At 43.3% G+C, this 16686-nt stretch carries 17 protein-coding genes and 2 pseudogenes; 16 read left to right on the forward strand and 3 right to left on the reverse strand.

The features are described 5' to 3' along the window. The first annotated feature begins 4 nt into the window (after positions 1-4). From ENH88_RS00405 to ENH88_RS00455, 11 genes are all read left to right on the forward strand, one after another. Positions 5-241 carry an SHOCT domain-containing protein gene (locus ENH88_RS00405; RefSeq protein ID WP_304178310.1) on the forward strand — a complete coding sequence of 79 codons (237 nt, stop codon included), beginning with the start codon at positions 5-7 and terminating at the stop codon, positions 239-241. 74 nt (positions 242-315) lie between these two features. Continuing rightward, positions 316-2709 carry a phosphoketolase family protein gene (locus tag ENH88_RS00410; RefSeq protein WP_304178312.1) on the forward strand — a complete coding sequence of 798 codons (2394 nt, stop codon included), beginning with the start codon at positions 316-318 and terminating at the stop codon, positions 2707-2709. Next, on the forward strand, positions 2706-4226 hold the full coding sequence (gene atpD / locus ENH88_RS00415) for a F0F1 ATP synthase subunit beta (RefSeq protein WP_304178314.1): 1521 nt from the start codon (positions 2706-2708) through the stop codon (positions 4224-4226). Before ENH88_RS00410 ends, atpD begins: the two co-directional genes overlap by 4 nt. Further along, positions 4210-4605, forward strand: a complete 396-nt coding sequence (locus ENH88_RS00420; protein WP_259397106.1) for a F0F1 ATP synthase subunit epsilon — start codon at positions 4210-4212, stop codon at positions 4603-4605. Before atpD ends, ENH88_RS00420 begins: the two co-directional genes overlap by 17 nt. Before the next feature lie 24 nt (positions 4606-4629). Continuing rightward, complete coding sequence (locus ENH88_RS00425) at positions 4630-4986, forward strand: AtpZ/AtpI family protein (protein ID WP_182731038.1); 357 nt, start codon at positions 4630-4632, stop codon at positions 4984-4986. Further along, a complete protein-coding gene (locus ENH88_RS00430) occupies positions 4976-5344 on the forward strand; it encodes an ATP synthase subunit I (protein WP_304178318.1) in 369 nt (122 codons plus the stop codon). Before ENH88_RS00425 ends, ENH88_RS00430 begins: the two co-directional genes overlap by 11 nt. Next, positions 5334-6026, forward strand: a complete 693-nt coding sequence (locus tag ENH88_RS00435) for a F0F1 ATP synthase subunit A (protein WP_304178320.1) — start codon at positions 5334-5336, stop codon at positions 6024-6026. Before ENH88_RS00430 ends, ENH88_RS00435 begins: the two co-directional genes overlap by 11 nt. 78 nt (positions 6027-6104) lie before the next feature. Next, positions 6105-6386 carry a F0F1 ATP synthase subunit C gene (locus tag ENH88_RS00440; protein WP_145242870.1) on the forward strand — a complete coding sequence of 94 codons (282 nt, stop codon included), beginning with the start codon at positions 6105-6107 and terminating at the stop codon, positions 6384-6386. A 3-nt stretch (positions 6387-6389) separates the two neighbouring features. After that, the gene (locus ENH88_RS00445; protein WP_304178324.1) at positions 6390-7295 is read left to right on the forward strand and encodes a F0F1 ATP synthase subunit B; all 906 of its coding nucleotides are present in this window, start codon (positions 6390-6392) and stop codon (positions 7293-7295) included. Further along, positions 7288-8916: an alternate F1F0 ATPase, F1 subunit alpha gene (locus ENH88_RS00450; RefSeq protein ID WP_304178327.1), complete on the forward strand. Its 1629-nt coding sequence runs from the start codon at positions 7288-7290 to the stop codon at positions 8914-8916. The genes ENH88_RS00445 and ENH88_RS00450 overlap by 8 nt, the downstream gene beginning before the upstream one ends. Further along, complete coding sequence (locus ENH88_RS00455; protein WP_304178329.1) at positions 8909-9826, forward strand: F0F1 ATP synthase subunit gamma; 918 nt, start codon at positions 8909-8911, stop codon at positions 9824-9826. The genes ENH88_RS00450 and ENH88_RS00455 overlap by 8 nt, the downstream gene beginning before the upstream one ends. A gap of 88 nt (positions 9827-9914) precedes the next feature. Here ENH88_RS00455 and ENH88_RS00460 read toward each other — a convergent pair whose 3' ends face one another. Beyond that, positions 9915-10283 (reverse strand): hypothetical protein, encoded by a 369-nt coding sequence (locus ENH88_RS00460; RefSeq protein ID WP_304178331.1) that lies wholly within the window; start codon positions 10281-10283, stop codon positions 9915-9917. A gap of 95 nt (positions 10284-10378) precedes the next feature. Here ENH88_RS00460 and ENH88_RS00465 point away from each other — a divergent pair, with 95 nt between their 5' ends. The 5 genes from ENH88_RS00465 (at position 10379) to ENH88_RS00485 (ending at position 15952) form a co-directional block, all read left to right on the forward strand. Further along, positions 10379-10915: a GNAT family N-acetyltransferase gene (locus tag ENH88_RS00465; protein WP_304178332.1), complete on the forward strand. Its 537-nt coding sequence runs from the start codon at positions 10379-10381 to the stop codon at positions 10913-10915. Positions 10916-11007: 92 nt separating this feature from the next. Continuing rightward, entirely contained in the window at positions 11008-12678 is a 1671-nt protein-coding gene (gene ggt / locus ENH88_RS00470) for a gamma-glutamyltransferase (protein WP_304178333.1), read from the forward strand. A gap of 226 nt (positions 12679-12904) precedes the next feature. Next, positions 12905-13210: a hypothetical protein gene (locus ENH88_RS00475; protein ID WP_304178336.1), complete on the forward strand. Its 306-nt coding sequence runs from the start codon at positions 12905-12907 to the stop codon at positions 13208-13210. 599 nt (positions 13211-13809) lie between these two features. Beyond that, positions 13810-14889: a hypothetical protein gene (locus ENH88_RS00480; protein WP_304178337.1), complete on the forward strand. Its 1080-nt coding sequence runs from the start codon at positions 13810-13812 to the stop codon at positions 14887-14889. Continuing rightward, positions 14879-15952, forward strand: coding sequence for a hypothetical protein (locus tag ENH88_RS00485; RefSeq protein ID WP_304178340.1), 1074 nt, complete (start codon positions 14879-14881; stop codon positions 15950-15952). The genes ENH88_RS00480 and ENH88_RS00485 overlap by 11 nt, the downstream gene beginning before the upstream one ends. Before the next feature lie 77 nt (positions 15953-16029). Here the strand turns inward: ENH88_RS00485 and ENH88_RS23135 are convergent. Together ENH88_RS23135 and ENH88_RS00495 are read right to left on the reverse strand one after the other, a co-directional pair. Further along, positions 16030-16353: pseudogene (locus ENH88_RS23135) on the reverse strand (group II intron maturase-specific domain-containing protein); the annotation flags it as partial. Between the two features lie 95 nt (positions 16354-16448). Next, positions 16449-16686: pseudogene (locus tag ENH88_RS00495) on the reverse strand (IS3 family transposase); the annotation flags it as partial.

Below are 16686 nucleotides of genomic sequence, written 5' to 3' on the forward strand. Positions count from 1 at the left end.
ACAAATGGATCATGGCTATTGGAACGATTGGTATATTGGTTGGGGTTGGTTTTTATGGATCGGTATATGGTTTTTGTTAATTTCGAGTTTTAGTCATTGGGGTTACAGTTATCGCACACATCGTCGTTATGTTGCGAACACTGATAAAACGGCGATCGACATTCTTAATGAACGGTATGCGCGTGGTGATATAGAGCAACAAGAATTTGTCAAAATGAAGGAAGAAATCAATAAAAGTTAGTCTTTTAATTGCATAATTTTAAGACTCCTTATGTCTTTATGAGCGTCGCACAAACGCTCTTTGGAGCAGCAAAGATGCAAGCCAAGGATAAGAGTAGAACACTGACATCTGAACAATTATATCTGATAGATGCTTATTGGCGAGCGACTAATTATTTGTCGGTTGGTCAAATTTATTTGTCCAACAACCCTTTGTTAAAACGTCCTTTAGAACTCAGTGATATAAAAGTTATGTTACTTGGACACTGGGGGACAACGCCAGGTCAGAACTTTATTTATGTGCATTTGAATCGGGTGATCAAACAACACGATTTAAATATGATTTATGTTTCAGGCCCTGGCCACGGCGGACCTGCAGTGTTGGCGAATACCTACCTTGAAGGTAGCTACAGTGAAATCTACCCAGACATCAGTCAAGATGAAGCAGGATTACAAAAGCTGTTTTTACAGTTCTCTTTTCCAGGGGGGATCCCTAGCCATGCGTCACCAGAATGCCCTGGCTCGATCCACGAAGGTGGCGAGTTGGGTTACTCCCTAAGTCATGCTTTTGGGGCGGCGTTTGATAACCCCGATTTAATCGTTGCTTGTGTGGTTGGTGATGGTGAAGCTGAAACGGGGCCGCTTGCAACTGCTTGGCATAGTAATAAGTTTCTCAGCCCAGCCACTGACGGCGCTGTATTACCAATACTGCATCTCAATGGTTATAAAATTGCTAATCCAACGATCCTTGCCCGTATTCCCAAAGATGAATTAACGCAGTTAATGCGTGGTTATGGTTGGACGCCTATTTTTGTGGAGGGTGATGAGCCAACTCTGATGCACCAAGCGATGGCGGCAGCCCTTGATGAAGCCGTGCAGCTTATTAAAAAATTCCAACAAAATGCGCGTGAAAAGGGTGACTTAAATCGTCCGGCGTGGCCGATGATCATACTTAATTCGCCAAAGGGCTGGACCGGCCCTAAAGAAGTCGATGGATATAAAATTGAAGGAACCTTCCGCGCCCATCAAGTGCCTATTTCAGCACCGGTGAATCATCCCAGGCACTTAGCGTTATTAAGTGACTGGTTAAGTAGTTATCGACCACAAGAACTGTTTGATCAACGTGGTTGTTTGTTACCAGAGATAGCCGCGTTGGCGCCAACAGGCGAACGCCGGATGGGGGCAAATCCTCATGCTAATGGCGGTTTATTACTACAAGATTTAAAAATGCCCGATTACCGAGATTACGCCTGCGAGGTGACAACGCCTGGTGTACGCGGTGTGGGTGATACCCGAGTGCTTGCGCCATTTCTGCGGGATGTCACTAAGTTAAATGATAAAGCGCAAAATTTTCGGGTGTTTGGTCCCGATGAAACTATTTCCAACGGTTTGGCTGCCTTGTTTGAAACCACCCGTCGGCAATGGAATGTGACCACTAATGCCAATGATGAATATTTAGCAGCGAGCGGCCGAGTGGTCGAAATGCTCAGTGAACACCAATGTGAAGGCTGGCTTGAGGGCTACTTGCTGACTGGCCGTCACGGCTTGTTTAACTGTTACGAAGCGTTTATTCATATTATTGATTCTATGTTTAACCAACATGCAAAATGGTTAAAAGTATCATTGGCATTGTCGTGGCGGCCTAAAATTGCCTCGCTTAATTATTTATTGGCATCTCATGTTTGGCGTCAGGATCATAATGGTTTTACTCATCAAGATCCGGGTTTTATCGATGTTGTCGTCAATAAAAAAGCGGAGATTGTTCGCGTTTACTTACCGCCCGATGCAAATTGTTTATTGTCGGTGATGGATCATTGTTTACGCAGCCGTCATTACGTCAATGTGGTGATTGCCGGCAAACACCCAGCTCCGCAATGGTTAACAATGGAAGAGGCTGAAAAACATTGCGCACAAGGAATTGGTATTTGGCATTGGGCTGGCAATCTTAGTCACGACGCCATTGAACAAACGCCTGATGTGGTTATGGCTTGTTGTGGTGACGTGCCTACACTCGAAACATTGGCGGCAGTATCAATTTTGCGTGAATATTTGCCAATGCTTAAAGTGAGGGTGGTTAATGTGGTTGATTTGATGCGTTTACAGCCAGAAACCGAACATCCGCATGGATTGAATTGCCAAGATTTTGATGCGTTGTTTACCACCGACAAGCCAGTAATATTTGCTTTTCATGCTTACCCATCACTTATCCATCAACTCACTTATCGTCGCACTAATCATCACAATATCCATGTTCGCGGCTATAAGGAAGAAGGCACAATTACCACCGCCTTTGATATGACGGTATTAAATGAAATTGACCGTTTTCACTTAGTTATTGATGCACTCGAACGATTACCGCAAACCGGTGCGAAAGGCATCGAGCTTAAGCAGTTATTACATGAAAAGTTAATTGCACATAAAAAATATATCAACAAAAATGGCCTCGATATGCCAGAAATTCGTGATTGGCGCTGGACTTCATCAGTATGACCACATCTTTCCTGCAACCTGCTGATAATAAGATAAATGTTGGCAATATAATAGCAATACGCGGCAGTGTAATTGACGTCTGTTTTGCGACAAAGTTGCCGCGTATTCACTCAATATTGACCGTAGATCTGAGTGATATCGCGTTAGGTGATACAGAGCAAGTCGTTATTGAAGTGTTAGAGCAACGCAATGCCAAGCAGGTACGGTGTATTGCTTTAACACCAACGCAAGGGCTTGCCCGCGGAATGCCAGTTAAAGACAGTGGTAACCCGTTGTTAGCACCGGTTGGCAGCGGTATTTTATCGCGGATGTTTGATGTGTTTGGTAAACCGATAGACCGCCAAGGCAGTTTGACAGATATTAAATGGCGCTCGGTACATCGAGCACCACCAACACTTAGTGAGCGCTCTACACAGTCGCAAATTTTCACAACCGGTATCAAAGTAATCGATGTACTCGTGCCGCTCGAAAAAGGCGGCAAAGCAGGGTTGTTTGGCGGTGCTGGGGTCGGTAAAACAGTTTTGCTCACTGAAATGATCCATAACATGGTAGGCAAGCATAAAGGGGTGAGCATTTTTTGCGGTATAGGTGAGCGTTGTCGAGAAGGTGAAGAGCTTTATCGGGAAATGAAAGCGGCAGGTGTATTGCCGAATATGGTGATGGTGTTTGGTCAAATGAATGAACCACCAGGGAGCCGGTTTCGGGTTGGTCAAGCGGCGTTAACCATGGCTGAGTATTTTCGCGATGATGAACACCGTGATGTATTGCTATTAATTGATAATATTTTTCGGTTTATTCAGGCGGGCTCTGAAGTCTCTGGTTTGATGGCTCAAATGCCGTCACGACTCGGTTATCAACCGACCATGGGCACCGAATTGGCCAGCCTAGAAGAGCGTATTGCGAATACCAAGAATGGGGCTATTACCTCTATTCAAGCTGTGTATGTGCCTGCTGATGATTTTACCGATCCGGCTGCGGTACATACGTTTTCGCACTTATCTGCGTCTATTGTATTGTCGCGACAACGTGCCAGTGAAGGACTATTTCCCGCTATTGATCCCTTACAGTCAAACTCTAAAATGGCCAGTCCAGGTATTGTTGGTGAACGCCATTATCAACTGGCGCAAAAAGTGCGCAGTACTTTGGCTCAGTATGCTGAGCTTAAAGATATTATTGCGATGCTTGGCTTAGAGCAACTGTCGCCGGAAGATCGTTCCGTCGTTGGGCGTGCGCGTCGGCTGGAGCGTTTTCTTACTCAGCCATTTTTTACCACCGAACAGTTTACCAATCATAAAGGCAAACTTGTTAGTCTTGATGAGTCGTTAGATGGCTGCGAGCGTATTCTTAACGATGAATTTAAAGATTACCCTGAAAGCGCGCTTTATATGATAGGCAATATCGATGAAGCAAAACGAAAGAGCACAGCAAATAAACAGGCATCAACTACCACTGACACCGCAGGTACAGTGAAAAATGCCGCCAAAGCGGGTGGAGCAGACAATGAACATGCACCTTAAACTGCTTTTACCCTCACAGATCTTTATTGATAAAACCGATATCAGCAACATTATTGTCGAAACGAGCAGTGGGTCGTACGGCTTATTACCGCATCGGCTTGACTGTGTGGCGGTGCTTACGCCGGGCATTCTGACTTTCTCAACCATCGCCGAGGGCGAAATCTTCGTAGCCGTCGATGAAGGTGTGTTGGTGAAAACAGGACTCGATGTTTTGGTGTCTGTGCGTAATGCCCTAGTTGATAGCGATTTAACTAAGTTACGCGCCGCTGTAGAGCAAGACTTTCTCGCAATCAATGAGCAAGCCCTGCAAGTGCGTGCAGTAATGGCAAAGTTAGAAAGCGGTTTTCTGCATAAGTTTGTTAGCTTTAAACAACAGTAAAGCGCCCTCAGCAAGGCAAATAATATGAATGAGCGTAAGTTGAAAACAGCTACTAAGGCAAAACCGACATTAGCGACAAAAGTCGGTATTAAAGCCACGCGCAAGTTAAAAGCGCGCAGTCATTCGCAGCAACGAGTGTGGTTTGGCTTAGGAATGATGGGGTTAATTGGCTGGTCCGTCGCGATACCTACCTTAGTGGGAGCAAGTATCGGAGTCTATGTTGATGGTCATTATCCGAGTGAAAGATCTTGGACACTCGCCTTGTTAGTCGCAGGTTTGGCACTTGGTTGTTTTAATGCATGGCATTGGATAGAGAAAGAAGATCTGGCAATAGGTGAAGAGCACAAAGTCACCGCAGAGAAGGAACATAATGATGAGTGATACAGTGAACTTAATGCTGATCTGGTGCTTAGGTTTAGCACTGGGTGGGTTTTTTTTCGTAGGTCTTTGGTGGACGGTACAAAAAAGTATCCGTTCGGCGCATCCGGCGTGGTGGTTATTAAGCAGTTTGCTGGTGCGTATGACAGTCACTATCGCAGGCTTTTACTTAGTTATAAGCCATGAAATGGCGAATGCATCATTGCTACGTTTATTGATCTGTTTGTTTGGATTTATTTGCGCACGATTTATCACAGCCCGCGTGATTGCGAAAATGACAGCTAGATTGGATACACCCGTACAGCAAGCAGCCGCTATTGAGCAGCTTAATCCACATGAAGGATCGCAACATGCACCTTAGTCCCGATGTAGTGATTTATTGGCAGCTTGGCTTTGTGAAAATTAATGCAACCATTGCTTTTACATGGGCACTGATGCTGCTGTTGACCCTTGGCGCTATGCTGATCACTCGCAATATATCAACTAACTTGCAACGTTCGCGCTGGCAAAATTTTTTAGAAATTATAGTCACCGGGATTGCAACGCAAATAGAAGAAGTTGGTTTGCAACAGGCGAAAAAATATCTCTATTTTCTTGGTAGCTTATTTTTATTTTTGGTGAGTGCTAGTATCTTCACTATTGTTCCGGGCTATCAGCCGCCTACAGCGTCACTATCAACGACAGCGGCACTGGCACTTAGTGTATTTATCGCGGTGCCAATGTTTGGCATTGCACAGCAGGGCGTTGTTAACTATCTCAAATCTTATATGGCGCCGACCATGATTATGTTGCCATTTAATATCATTAGTGAATTGTCACGCACATTGGCGTTGGCCGTGCGCTTGTTTGGCAACATGATGAGTGGTGCGATGATTATTGCTATTTTGTTGACCATCACCCCGTTTATTTTCCCTATCGTGATGACGGCATTAGGGCTACTAACTGGCATAGTGCAAGCCTATATTTTTACTATTCTTGCAGCTGTCTATATTGCGGCCGCAACACAAACTCGCCAACCGGATAACAGATCAGACAGCAAGTGAATGCGACAATAATGAACATCAATTAATCTTAACATTACATTTTTGCTTACTTTAACAATGAAAGAGTTTGGAGAACCCATGGACAGTATGACAATGATTGCAATCGCCTCGATAATTATTTCGGGGATCACTACCAGTATTGGGTGTATCGGTCCGGCTCTTGGCGAAGGACGTGCAGTCGCTGCTGCACTGAGTGCCTTGGCTCAACAGCCTGATGCTTCAACGACCATCACGCGCACCTTATTTGTTGGTTTGGCGATGGTTGAATCCACAGCGATTTATTGTTTTGTGGTATCGATGATCTTACTTTTTGCAAACCCGTTTTGGAATTATGCCATCGCGCAAGCCACAGGGTTGTAAGCCATGTTAATTGACTGGTTCACTGTAGCAGCACAGGCTGTTAACTTTTTGATCTTGGTATGGTTGTTAAAACGTTATCTTTACCAACCTATTTTGCATGCTATTGACGCCCGTGAGCAACGCATTGCCGATGAGCTCGATAATGCTGCGGCTAAACAGCAACAGGCCAGCGCTGAGCGAGCTATATTTGAAGATAAAAATAACCAATTTGCTCAACAGCGTGACACGTTATTACAGCAAGCAAAAGATGATGCGGATGCAACACGACAGCAGTTACTGGATAAGGCACAACACGACGTTGCTGCATTACATGATAAACATCAACAAATAATGGCCGCGGAGGCGGAAAATCTGACCAATATGCTGAGGCGCAAAACCAGCGATGAAGTATTTGCTATCACCCGCAAAACCTTACATGACCTTGCAAGCGCAAGTTTAGAGCAGCAAGTCACAGAGGTATTTATAGCGCAATTAAGTGAGTTGCAGCCAGCGGCAAAAACGACGCTAGTAAACGCACTCAAAGCCAGCAAAAAACCGCCATTATTAACGAGTACATTTGAGTTGCCAGATACCGAGCGCGCTGCTATTGATAAAGCGATTAAAGCAACATTTGGCGCCGACATTGATTTAGAGTTTGCCACCTCAGCAGAGCTTATCAGTGGTATCGAATTGAGTACCAATGGCCAAAAATTAGGCTGGAATATTGCTGACTACCTGCAGTCGCTTGAACAAGACGTTGTGGCGCTGCTAAAACAAAATGGCAAAGCGGTGGTTCAGGACCCAGCCGATAACAAAACTAAGCACAATAGTGATAATAAACTAGATGATGAGCTGCCTGAGCAAGGGCAAGATAAAGGCAAAGTACGTACTAGCCAACCCATCACTAACATTGAAAACCACCATGAGTGATGTAACTAATACAACTAATAGCAGCCAATCTTCGGCTTTAATTCGCCAAGCAACAACAGCCTCTCATAGCGAAACACTCGATACTATTTTCGACAATTCATTCGCCCTAATAGCAAAAGCTCGTAAGGCATTTTCGCCCGAAATGAAATCGTATGAGGTGGGTATAATCACCAATATTGCAACCGGTATCGCCAAAGTATCAGGATTACCCAGTGCCGGTTTTGAAGAGATGCTGATCTTTGCTGGCAATGTGCGCGGTATCGTGTTCAATGTCGATATCGATGAGTTAGGCGTGGTATTACTGGGTGATTACGCACATTTACAAGCCGGTGATGAGGTTCGACGCAGCGGTCACGTTATGGATATCGCTGTGGGTAATGAGTTATTGGGGCGCGTTATTAATCCTCTTGGCCAGGTGTTAGATGATGGATTGCCGATACATGCCACGCAGCATTTACCAATCGAACGCACGGCAACGGCGATAATGGATCGCGCTGCGGTAACTGTGCCGTTACAAACGGGACTGATTGTTATTGATGCCTTGATCCCAATAGGACGAGGACAACGGGAGCTTATTCTCGGTGATCGACAGACCGGAAAAACCGCGATTGCCATCGACACTATTCTCAATCAACACGATAAAAATGTGCTCTGTGTTTATTGCGCGATAGGGCAACGGGCTTCGAGTGTGGCAAAGGCCGTGGCGACATTACGTGAACAAGGGGCAATGGCTTATACTGTGGTTGTGGTTACCGAAGGCAATGAACCAGCGGGCTTACAGTACATTGCCCCGTATGCAGCGATGAGTATCGCGGAATATTATATGCAACAGGGACAAGATGTACTGATTGTTTTTGATGATTTAACCAAACATGCGCGCGCATACCGTGAACTGTCGTTGCTGCTTCGTCGTCCACCTGGGCGTGAAGCATTTCCTGGCGACATTTTTTATATTCACTCACGTTTACTTGAGCGCGCCACCCAATTAAATAAAGCACTTGGCGGTGGCTCACTTACTGCACTGCCTATCATTGAAACAGAAGCACAAAATATCTCAGCTTACATACCCACCAACTTAATTTCGATCACCGATGGGCAAATATATTTATCCCCATCGTTATTTGAATTGGGTGTTTTACCCGCTGTTGATGTTGGTAAATCTGTTTCGCGTGTTGGCGGCAAAGCTCAACTAGCAGCGTTTCGGGCTGTAGCGGGTGACCTAAAATTGACTTATGCACAATTTGAAGAGCTAGAAACATTTGCTCGCTTTGGTGCGCGTTTAGATCAAGATACCGCAAAATCAATTGAGCATGGTCGCCGTATTCGCGCCAGTTTACGCCAGCCAGAATCATCTCCGCTTGCAGTTGCTGAACAAATCATATTATTACTTGCTTTGACTTCGGGCCTATTTGATACCATTGCATTAGCAAAAATGACCGCAGCAAAAAATGCGTTACGAGGTATTATCAATCGTTTGCCTGCTGAATTATCAACGCGATTAGCAATCTCAGGATCATTAAATGATGAGGATCACAAACATATCATTGCCCTATCAAAACAAGCGCTGACGAGAATTGATGATAGTAACTCGCCACTGCAGGCTCTGAACAACCATGAGTAATACCGCTGCTAATTTGCGTCATAAAATCGACAGTGCCAGCGATTTAAAAGGCGTGGTGCGGACGATGAAGGCGCTTGCCGCATCGAGTATTAGTCAATACGAGAAATCGGTCAGCTCATTAAGCGATTACTATCGAACGGTAGAATTAGGATTAAGCGCTACGATACAGGCTGTTGATGTTAATTTAGCTGCCGTGGGCGCACTCTCGAACACAGATAAACAGGACGATAATATAGTCAGTGTTATTGTGTTTGGCTCCGATCAAGGTCTAGTTGGGCAGTTTAATGAGGATATTGCTGACTTTGCAATTAAAGCACTGGCCGATTTAGGCGCGCAATCTCAGACCACACAACTGCAAGTGTGGGCGGTGGGTGAGCGAGTCTACTCACGACTCGCCGATGCCGGTTTATCTATGGAAAAAAGTTTTCCGGTGCCCACTAGCATAAATGAGATCACCGCGTTGGTTGGGCAAATTCAAATTGATAGCGAAACACACCTTGCTAATGCAAGCGCTGCCCGTGTTTATGTATTTTATAACCAGATGCAATCGGGCGGCCAGTATCAGCCAATATCACAACGATTATTGCCACTTGATCAAAAATGGCAACGAGAGCTAGCGCAAATCCCTTGGCCGACAAAACGATTACCCGAAATTTTAGGCTGTAATGATATGACATTACGGGCATTGATCCGCGAATATATATTTATTTCGCTTTATCGCGCCTGTGCCGAGTCGTTGGCCAGTGAAAATGCCAGCCGGCTTGCGGCGATGCAGCGTGCAGAAAAAAACATAGCAGAGCTATTAGACAACCTTGGCAAAGAATTTCATGAGCTAAGACAAAGCGCTATTGATGCAGAGTTAAGCGATGTATTGGCAGGTTATGAATTACTTAACTTGAATGCTGATTAAATCAGCCGAACTGCTTTAATTATACTGCGAATGTAGGCTGCCTTAAGGGCAGCCTAATTAGATAAAATAGCTGTTTGAAGTGCAGGACTTAGTTATTACTTTCTTTCTCACGCTCTTCACGTGCAGCTTGTAATTCGTCAACGAGCTGTTGCGCTTTTTGCTTGGTTTTCTCTGTTAATTCACCAGCGGCTTCTTTACTTTCAATCCAGGCATCAAGGGCAACTTCTTTGCCATCGTCGTACATATCAAGACCCAATTTTTTACTTTCTTGCAGCAGTTCATCAAGTGATTCACCTTTAAACTCATTGGTGGTTTCTTTTACTTCATTCCATGCATCACCTAATGCTTGTTGAGCTTCAGCTTTGGCTTCTGCTGCATCTTCTTTTACTTCTTTGGCATCTTCACAGCCTGTTAGCGCTACACAGCCTAATAAAACTAAACTTGCTAATTTGTTCATATTTGTTCCCTTGTATAATAATTATGTCCCAAGGAATATTTCCTCTGGTACAGTATTGATGACAATCTCAAAACAAGCAATATACAGGCTGGAAAATGAACATACCTCGAACAGCACGACTTAATTTTAAATTAATGGATGAAAATGACAGTGCGCTACTGTTTGAACTCGATAGCGATCCACAGGTGATGGAGCACCTTACTCGTGGCAAGACGACAACCATGAACACCATTAAAGATGTATTTATTCCACGCATGCAAGCTTACCGCAATCCACAACAGGGCTGGGGGCTTTGGCAAGTTAACCTTAACGAAAGCGATACTTTTATCGGCTGGATCCTCATTCGACCTATGGGCTTTTTTACAGAGCAAGCTGATTATAGCGATATCGAAATAGGCTGGCGCTTTAAACGCACAAGTTGGGGTAAAGGTTACGCCAGTGAAGCCGCGCAAGCCATAGCCGATGTGATCACCGCTAATGCTGATATCAAGGCGCTCAGCGCCACTGCACTAAAAGACAATAACGGCTCGATTAAAGTGATGAAAAGGCTGGGTATGCAGTTTGTTGAACACTATACCCATAGCGACGAGTTTGGCGAGTTACCAGCTGTGTTATATCGTAAATTTGTCTAAACAAGCGCAGAGTCGTTTGACCGATGTTCACAGAGCGTGTATTAATGGGTGTAATAAAATAATTAAAAAATAAAATAAACAAGGAATTAAATATGTTTGCAGGTGTTAAACACTTACTGATTTTTAGTGTCATTGTTATGCAATTACACATAACGGTACTGGCAGCCAGTGGTAAAACAGCCCAAGCCGCTGTGGCTATGCCCGATAGTTACAGTAGCGACGTAGCAAGAGCCATTTTGGAGCAGGGTGGTAACGCGGTTGATGCAGCCATTGCGGCACAATTTGTATTAGCAGTTACCTTGCCTGAAGCGGGGAACATTGGCGGTGGTGGCTTTATGCTGATCCAAAAAGACGGGCAAGGTGATTTTATTGATTACCGTGAAACCGCACCAGCTGCCGCGCATCGCGATATGTACTTGGATGACAAAGGCAATGTGGTTGCCAATAAATCGGTATACGGCATTCACGCCAGTGGTGTACCCGGTAGTGTGGCTGGCATGTGGCTTGCTCATCAAAAACACGGCACACTTGATTGGAAAACTCTTGTTGAGCCTGCAGTAAAGTTAGCCGAGCAGGGTTTTATTGTTCATCCTAAATTAGCCAGCAGTATTGAGCGCTACATTGCCCGCATGGCTAAAAAAGACGTAACAATTAACTTTGCTGATTATTTTGCCAGCGCTAAAGCGAAGCAAAACTTTAAGCAACCTGAGCTTGCAGCTACGTTAAAACGTATTCGTGAGCAAGGTAAGGCAGGGTTTTATGAAGGCGAAACTGCCAAGATCATTGCTGACTTTATGGCTGAACATGGCGGCATCATCACGCAAGCTGATTTAAAAGCCTATCAAGCAAAATCACGTACTCCCATGAAAGCAGCTTGGAACGGTTACCAAGTACTTACATCACCACCACCAAGCTCCGGCGGTATTGCAATAATTCAATGGTTAAAAATGTACGAGCTGACAAAACCCAAAGCAGGGCTTGAGCATAACTCCACTCCATATATTCATTTATTAGCAGAAATTGGCAAACGCGTATTTGCTGATAGAGCAGAGTACTTAGGCGATCCAGACTTTTATGATGTGCCAAAGAGCGAACTAATCGCCATGGATTATCTTAAACAGCGCAGTAGCAGCATCACACTCGATAAAATATCGACGACTGAAAACATCAAACCTGGGTTACATGAAAGCGAACAAACCACGCATTTTTCTATAGTTGATAAATGGGGCAATGCAGTATCGAATACCACCACCATTAATTTAGGTTATGGCAGTGGTGTAGTGGTCGCAGGCGCAGGCTTTTTGCTCAACGATGAAATGGATGACTTTAGTGCCAAACCAGGGGTGATGAATGTATTTGGCGCGCTCGGTGGCAAAGCCAATGAAATTCAGCCACATAAACGCATGCTCAGCTCAATGACGCCAACTATCTTACTCAAAGGCAATAAAGTGAAAATGGTCACCGGTTCACCAGGCGGCACCACCATAATTAGCTCTGTGTATGAATCTATTTTAAACGCGGTTGAATTTAACATGAGCGCCGATGAAGTGGTAAATAGCCCGCGTTTTCATCATCAACTTTGGCCTAAAAATGTGATCCGCCATCATTCAGGTTTAGATGCAGGCGTTGTTAAAGCACTCGAGAAAATGGGTTATACACTCGACGAGCGCCGTTTTGGTGATATGCATGTGATCATCGAACGTGATGGCAAACTAGATGCCGGCTCAGAAGCGTCAGGGCGCGGTAAAGCGATGGTGTTTTGATCGCAGCTTTAAGTGGTAAGTCATAAGTTGTAAGATTGTACGGTGTTAAATTAAGCGATTGTAGTTGGGTTGAGCATAGTGAAGCTCAGCTGCAAAAAGGTTTTAGGGGCTAGGTAACTAGGTGTTATATGCCTTAGCCAACTATTTTCACTAATAGTGGAATAAGTGGTGACAAAGGCTTGAAAATGATAATAATACTATATCTCCAATTAACAGGAGATTTAACATGAATGAATTATTAATTTACACGTACGTTATTGTCACATTTTTATCAGTCGTGGGTGGATATACTCGGTGTATTTATCCAAGTATCAGTGAAGATGTGGCAGAGCAAGTAAAACCTTTAAACCTTAAATTTGCTCTTTTACTTTCGTTTATATTAGGTTTGGCTTTTTCAACCTATTTTTACGCTGGTATTTCAGGCTCTAATGTTGAAATTGGCTTTATCCTTCAACTTGGTTTAATTTCTGGGTTCGCTATTTTTAAAAATATAGATCGGCTTCATAAAGTAAAGGTTAATACAGGCATATAACACATATGAGCCTTAACTCTGTCAATAGGCACTAGTATTCTTTTTGACCGTTTTAATAAAGTGACGGTCAATTCAAAATCAACTCTAATTCAATAAGCAAATTCGTATACTTCGTCTGTCGATGTGGCTGTTAAGCAAGTAGCTTACGGCAAACACATATAAGGAGCGCTACGCAATCATCCTTACATTATTAGCAAAATATTTGCTTTTATTCCTCTAAAGCGCAGCGTCTCTGAACCTTTTTGTGAATAATTCAATTAAAGATCTTTTGCACAAAGAGAAGGGAATGAGAAGTAAATGAGGATGAACTTGAAGGCTAATATTGATACGTAAAACACGATGCATGAAGAAAGGTAAGTCCTTATCACCTTAAATAAGCCACTCAAACACCTGTGATACCTTGCAAAACGCCAATTAAAGCAAACAGCAAACCCTCTTTTTATATTTTACGTAAAATCGAAGTAACCGATTGAATCAAAATAGCAACTCGGCTATGGTTAATACATCAATAAAAATAAATTAAAAACGAGTAATTCTACAGGCTCGTTATCTTTATCGATTAAGGTTCCAAGCCACTGAAAATAGATGGGGTTTCTAAAATGTCTAAACCAAAATTAATAATTGTTCACGGTATGGGTCAACATACCGAGGAATCATTCAAGAAAGAGTTCATTGATGGTTGTAGATGGGCATTTGATCTTTATCCTGGATATACGGGAAAGTCACCAGAAGAATACGCTGAAATTATTTCTGTATCTTACAATGATATTTTTGATGAACATCGAGAAAGGATGGCTAATCGCGCCACCCCAATCCTTGAAAGACTGCAATTAATTCCCGAGATGGGTGGGAGTTTTCTGTCAGATGCAATAAATGCAATGACAGAAATTGAGTCAGAAATAAACGATGATGATTTTTTCAAGACCCATTGGCTCGATGTTTTGTTATATCGCTTTACTACTCTTGGTGAGGTCGCACGAATAAGGTTGGGCGCTAAGATTTCCAGTGCCGTTGGGACTGTAAATGGAGGCGGTAAGCGCGTACACGTGCTCGGTCACTCATTGGGAACAGCGGTTGTTCACGATTGCCTAGCTAAACTCTATGATGATGACTATGTGTTCGGCAATTTGGGAAATCTAAGTGACGTAAAGCACAAGCTAGGTAGCGTACACATGATTGCCAATACTAGTCGAGTGCTTGAGTCATTCGTAAATGTAAATAAGTCCGTTGTTAAACCTGGCCCTGGTGGATGTACCTACATATATAGAGAGTATCGGCACAATCTAGATCCTATCACTTGGCCAAAGTCGTTTAATCCTACCGATAATGGTAGTTGGATATCGAATGATAGCTGGTTCTTTAAACGCTACGAGTTACTAATGCCGTCATCTATCACAAACCAGCATGGGAACACTCACAATGTCCGACATTACTTGGCTAACCCTCTAGTACATCAACAGTTGTTCAAAAAAGTCTTCGGTCTAGAGCTAACTGATGAACAAAAGTTAGAGGGACATGATAAATATATTGGTCTTACTTTAGCTGGCGTCGCAGACGAATTAGAAGAGTCTCTTGAGGAGCTTAAAACAATCAACATTGAAAACGTTAAGGGCCTTATAAAAACAGCAAACGCATTGAAGGATTTCGTCGAACAGCTTGGAGGTCAATATGATGTTTAATTTTTGCAAACTATATTTTTTTGTATCATTACTAACATTCTTCCCTTTAACTTTGATGGCTGAAAATGAAGCTAGGGAAACAGATCAATTTACCGCTTTAGAGTGGCTAAATAAAGATAAGGAATTTAAAAATTGGTGCAGTCAAGTCACTCTTGTATCTAACGCTAATGTTTTTCAGGATACAAGAGACAAAGCAAACAGTCTAAGATCAGATTATTGCAATAAAAATATTTCTGACTTTTCTGAGCTTCAGACTCGAATAGTAGACCTATTAGAAGACTTGGGGAGATTATTTCCAGCTTCAAATCTGCACTCCCGCTTGCGATTAGCAGAATGGAAACGTATCAAGGAAACTGGCGAGATAGCCCAATTTGAGGTCATAGATGATCCATTATTAGCTATTTCGCTAGATAGTAGTGTTCCATATAGGATTCAAAATGATTTACTAGATGAATGCAACGCTTCAGCAAAATCAATAGCAAGCGAGTCCGATTGTGAAGCTGCATTGATAGAGTTCGGTGTTATTTATGATTTCGCTCAGTCAACTTTAGCTCAGCCCATTGCTTTTGAGCTATCGAAACGTCTTTCACTTCTCGAAAAAAATTGGGGCAAGTTCTATAACGAATCTAAATCTCAGGCTATTTGGGAGTTAGCTATAAACGGAGCCGTGTTCCAGAAAGAAAACAAAGAACATGTATTTGCCGAACCACCAAATTGGCAATGGGTGATTATGCATCCAACCATTATTGTTGAAAATGTTACTGATGCAATTGATGGGGATCAACTTAAAGAAGCAGTCATGATTGAGGCGATTGGAGTCGATTGGTGGAAACAAGACAAGTGGTTTCTTCCTTCAGGGGGTGCAATCATAGCCACTTATTCTGATCGTTCCGGCGTTGATGATTGGGGTTACGGAGTATCCTTAAATTTTGATAGCAAGTTTACTCTGGGTGCATCTGATCACGGTGGTGATATTGGATTCTTCATAACGATTGACCTTCTTAAATTGATACAGGATAAGGCGAGCACAATTAAAAAGTATAGAGGTTCATCAGACTTCTGAAAAAGATAATCGGGTAGCCGGAGGTCTCTAACCTCCAGCCCCCACACCACCCATCATGCGGGTCCGCAATGGGCGGTTCATCTCCCGTAATGAATATTGATCCAAATATCTCTCAATGATACTAAACCTTGTGAAGTTAAGTAGTTATTGCCTAGCGCAATGTTAATTCCTTTTGTTTTTGAGCTTCTACAAGGGCCTTTACTGGTGATACCACAGGCTATGGCGAGTCGTTCGCTAACACCCAATTTCATTAAACTGCGTACTTTAGTGCGTGCGATTCCTTATAAATGGCGCCATTGCCGCCAGTAGCACATTCTTATCCTACGGCGGATCCAATGATCTAAATCCACCGTTAGCTGATAAGCGTTGGCTATCAGGTAGTAGTGTCCCCAGCCGCGTAAATTTTTTGATCTAGAATCTGTATTACTCTAAAGCGCAGTACCTCTTAACTTCTTTGTCGGAGTTTTTCAAGTTAGTTGTCGCCTCAAGTTAAATTTTATGCCGCCCGCATTTCTTCTTTTTTCTCAGGATTCAAATTTACTTCGTTTATCATTGACCAATCTCGTGACTTTCCTGACCAACGACTTGGATTATTCAATTTAGCAGCATCGTTTACCTGCTGACGCTTGGCTAATATCTCTTTATCTAAACCTGAATGACGTTGATTTGGCGTCACAAATTTTATACCACTGTGTAGGTGCTCATTATTGTACCAATCAACGAACCCGCTTACC

Origin of the sequence: Pseudoalteromonas prydzensis (assembly GCF_011050055.1) — a bacterium.
Classification (GTDB): Bacteria; Pseudomonadota; Gammaproteobacteria; order Enterobacterales; family Alteromonadaceae; genus Pseudoalteromonas; species Pseudoalteromonas prydzensis_A.

Bases quoted from the DNA above. Each gene is read 5' to 3' on its own strand.
- ENH88_RS00405 (WP_304178310.1), top strand. From the start codon at position 5: ATGGATCATGGCTATTGGAACGATTGGTATATTGGTTGGGGTTGGTTT.
- ENH88_RS00410 (WP_304178312.1), top strand. From the start codon at position 316: ATGCAAGCCAAGGATAAGAGTAGAACACTGACATCTGAACAATTATAT.
- atpD (WP_304178314.1), top strand. From the start codon at position 2,706: ATGACCACATCTTTCCTGCAACCTGCTGATAATAAGATAAATGTTGGC.
- ENH88_RS00420 (WP_259397106.1), top strand. From the start codon at position 4,210: ATGAACATGCACCTTAAACTGCTTTTACCCTCACAGATCTTTATTGAT.
- ENH88_RS00425 (WP_182731038.1), top strand. From the start codon at position 4,630: ATGAATGAGCGTAAGTTGAAAACAGCTACTAAGGCAAAACCGACATTA.
- ENH88_RS00430 (WP_304178318.1), top strand. From the start codon at position 4,976: ATGATGAGTGATACAGTGAACTTAATGCTGATCTGGTGCTTAGGTTTA.
- ENH88_RS00435 (WP_304178320.1), top strand. From the start codon at position 5,334: ATGCACCTTAGTCCCGATGTAGTGATTTATTGGCAGCTTGGCTTTGTG.
- ENH88_RS00440 (WP_145242870.1), top strand. From the start codon at position 6,105: ATGGACAGTATGACAATGATTGCAATCGCCTCGATAATTATTTCGGGG.
- ENH88_RS00445 (WP_304178324.1), top strand. From the start codon at position 6,390: ATGTTAATTGACTGGTTCACTGTAGCAGCACAGGCTGTTAACTTTTTG.
- ENH88_RS00450 (WP_304178327.1), top strand. From the start codon at position 7,288: ATGAGTGATGTAACTAATACAACTAATAGCAGCCAATCTTCGGCTTTA.
- ENH88_RS00455 (WP_304178329.1), top strand. From the start codon at position 8,909: ATGAGTAATACCGCTGCTAATTTGCGTCATAAAATCGACAGTGCCAGC.
- ENH88_RS00460 (WP_304178331.1), bottom strand. From the start codon at position 10,283: ATGAACAAATTAGCAAGTTTAGTTTTATTAGGCTGTGTAGCGCTAACA.
- ENH88_RS00465 (WP_304178332.1), top strand. From the start codon at position 10,379: ATGAACATACCTCGAACAGCACGACTTAATTTTAAATTAATGGATGAA.
- ggt (WP_304178333.1), top strand. From the start codon at position 11,008: ATGTTTGCAGGTGTTAAACACTTACTGATTTTTAGTGTCATTGTTATG.
- ENH88_RS00475 (WP_304178336.1), top strand. From the start codon at position 12,905: ATGAATGAATTATTAATTTACACGTACGTTATTGTCACATTTTTATCA.
- ENH88_RS00480 (WP_304178337.1), top strand. From the start codon at position 13,810: ATGTCTAAACCAAAATTAATAATTGTTCACGGTATGGGTCAACATACC.
- ENH88_RS00485 (WP_304178340.1), top strand. From the start codon at position 14,879: ATGATGTTTAATTTTTGCAAACTATATTTTTTTGTATCATTACTAACA.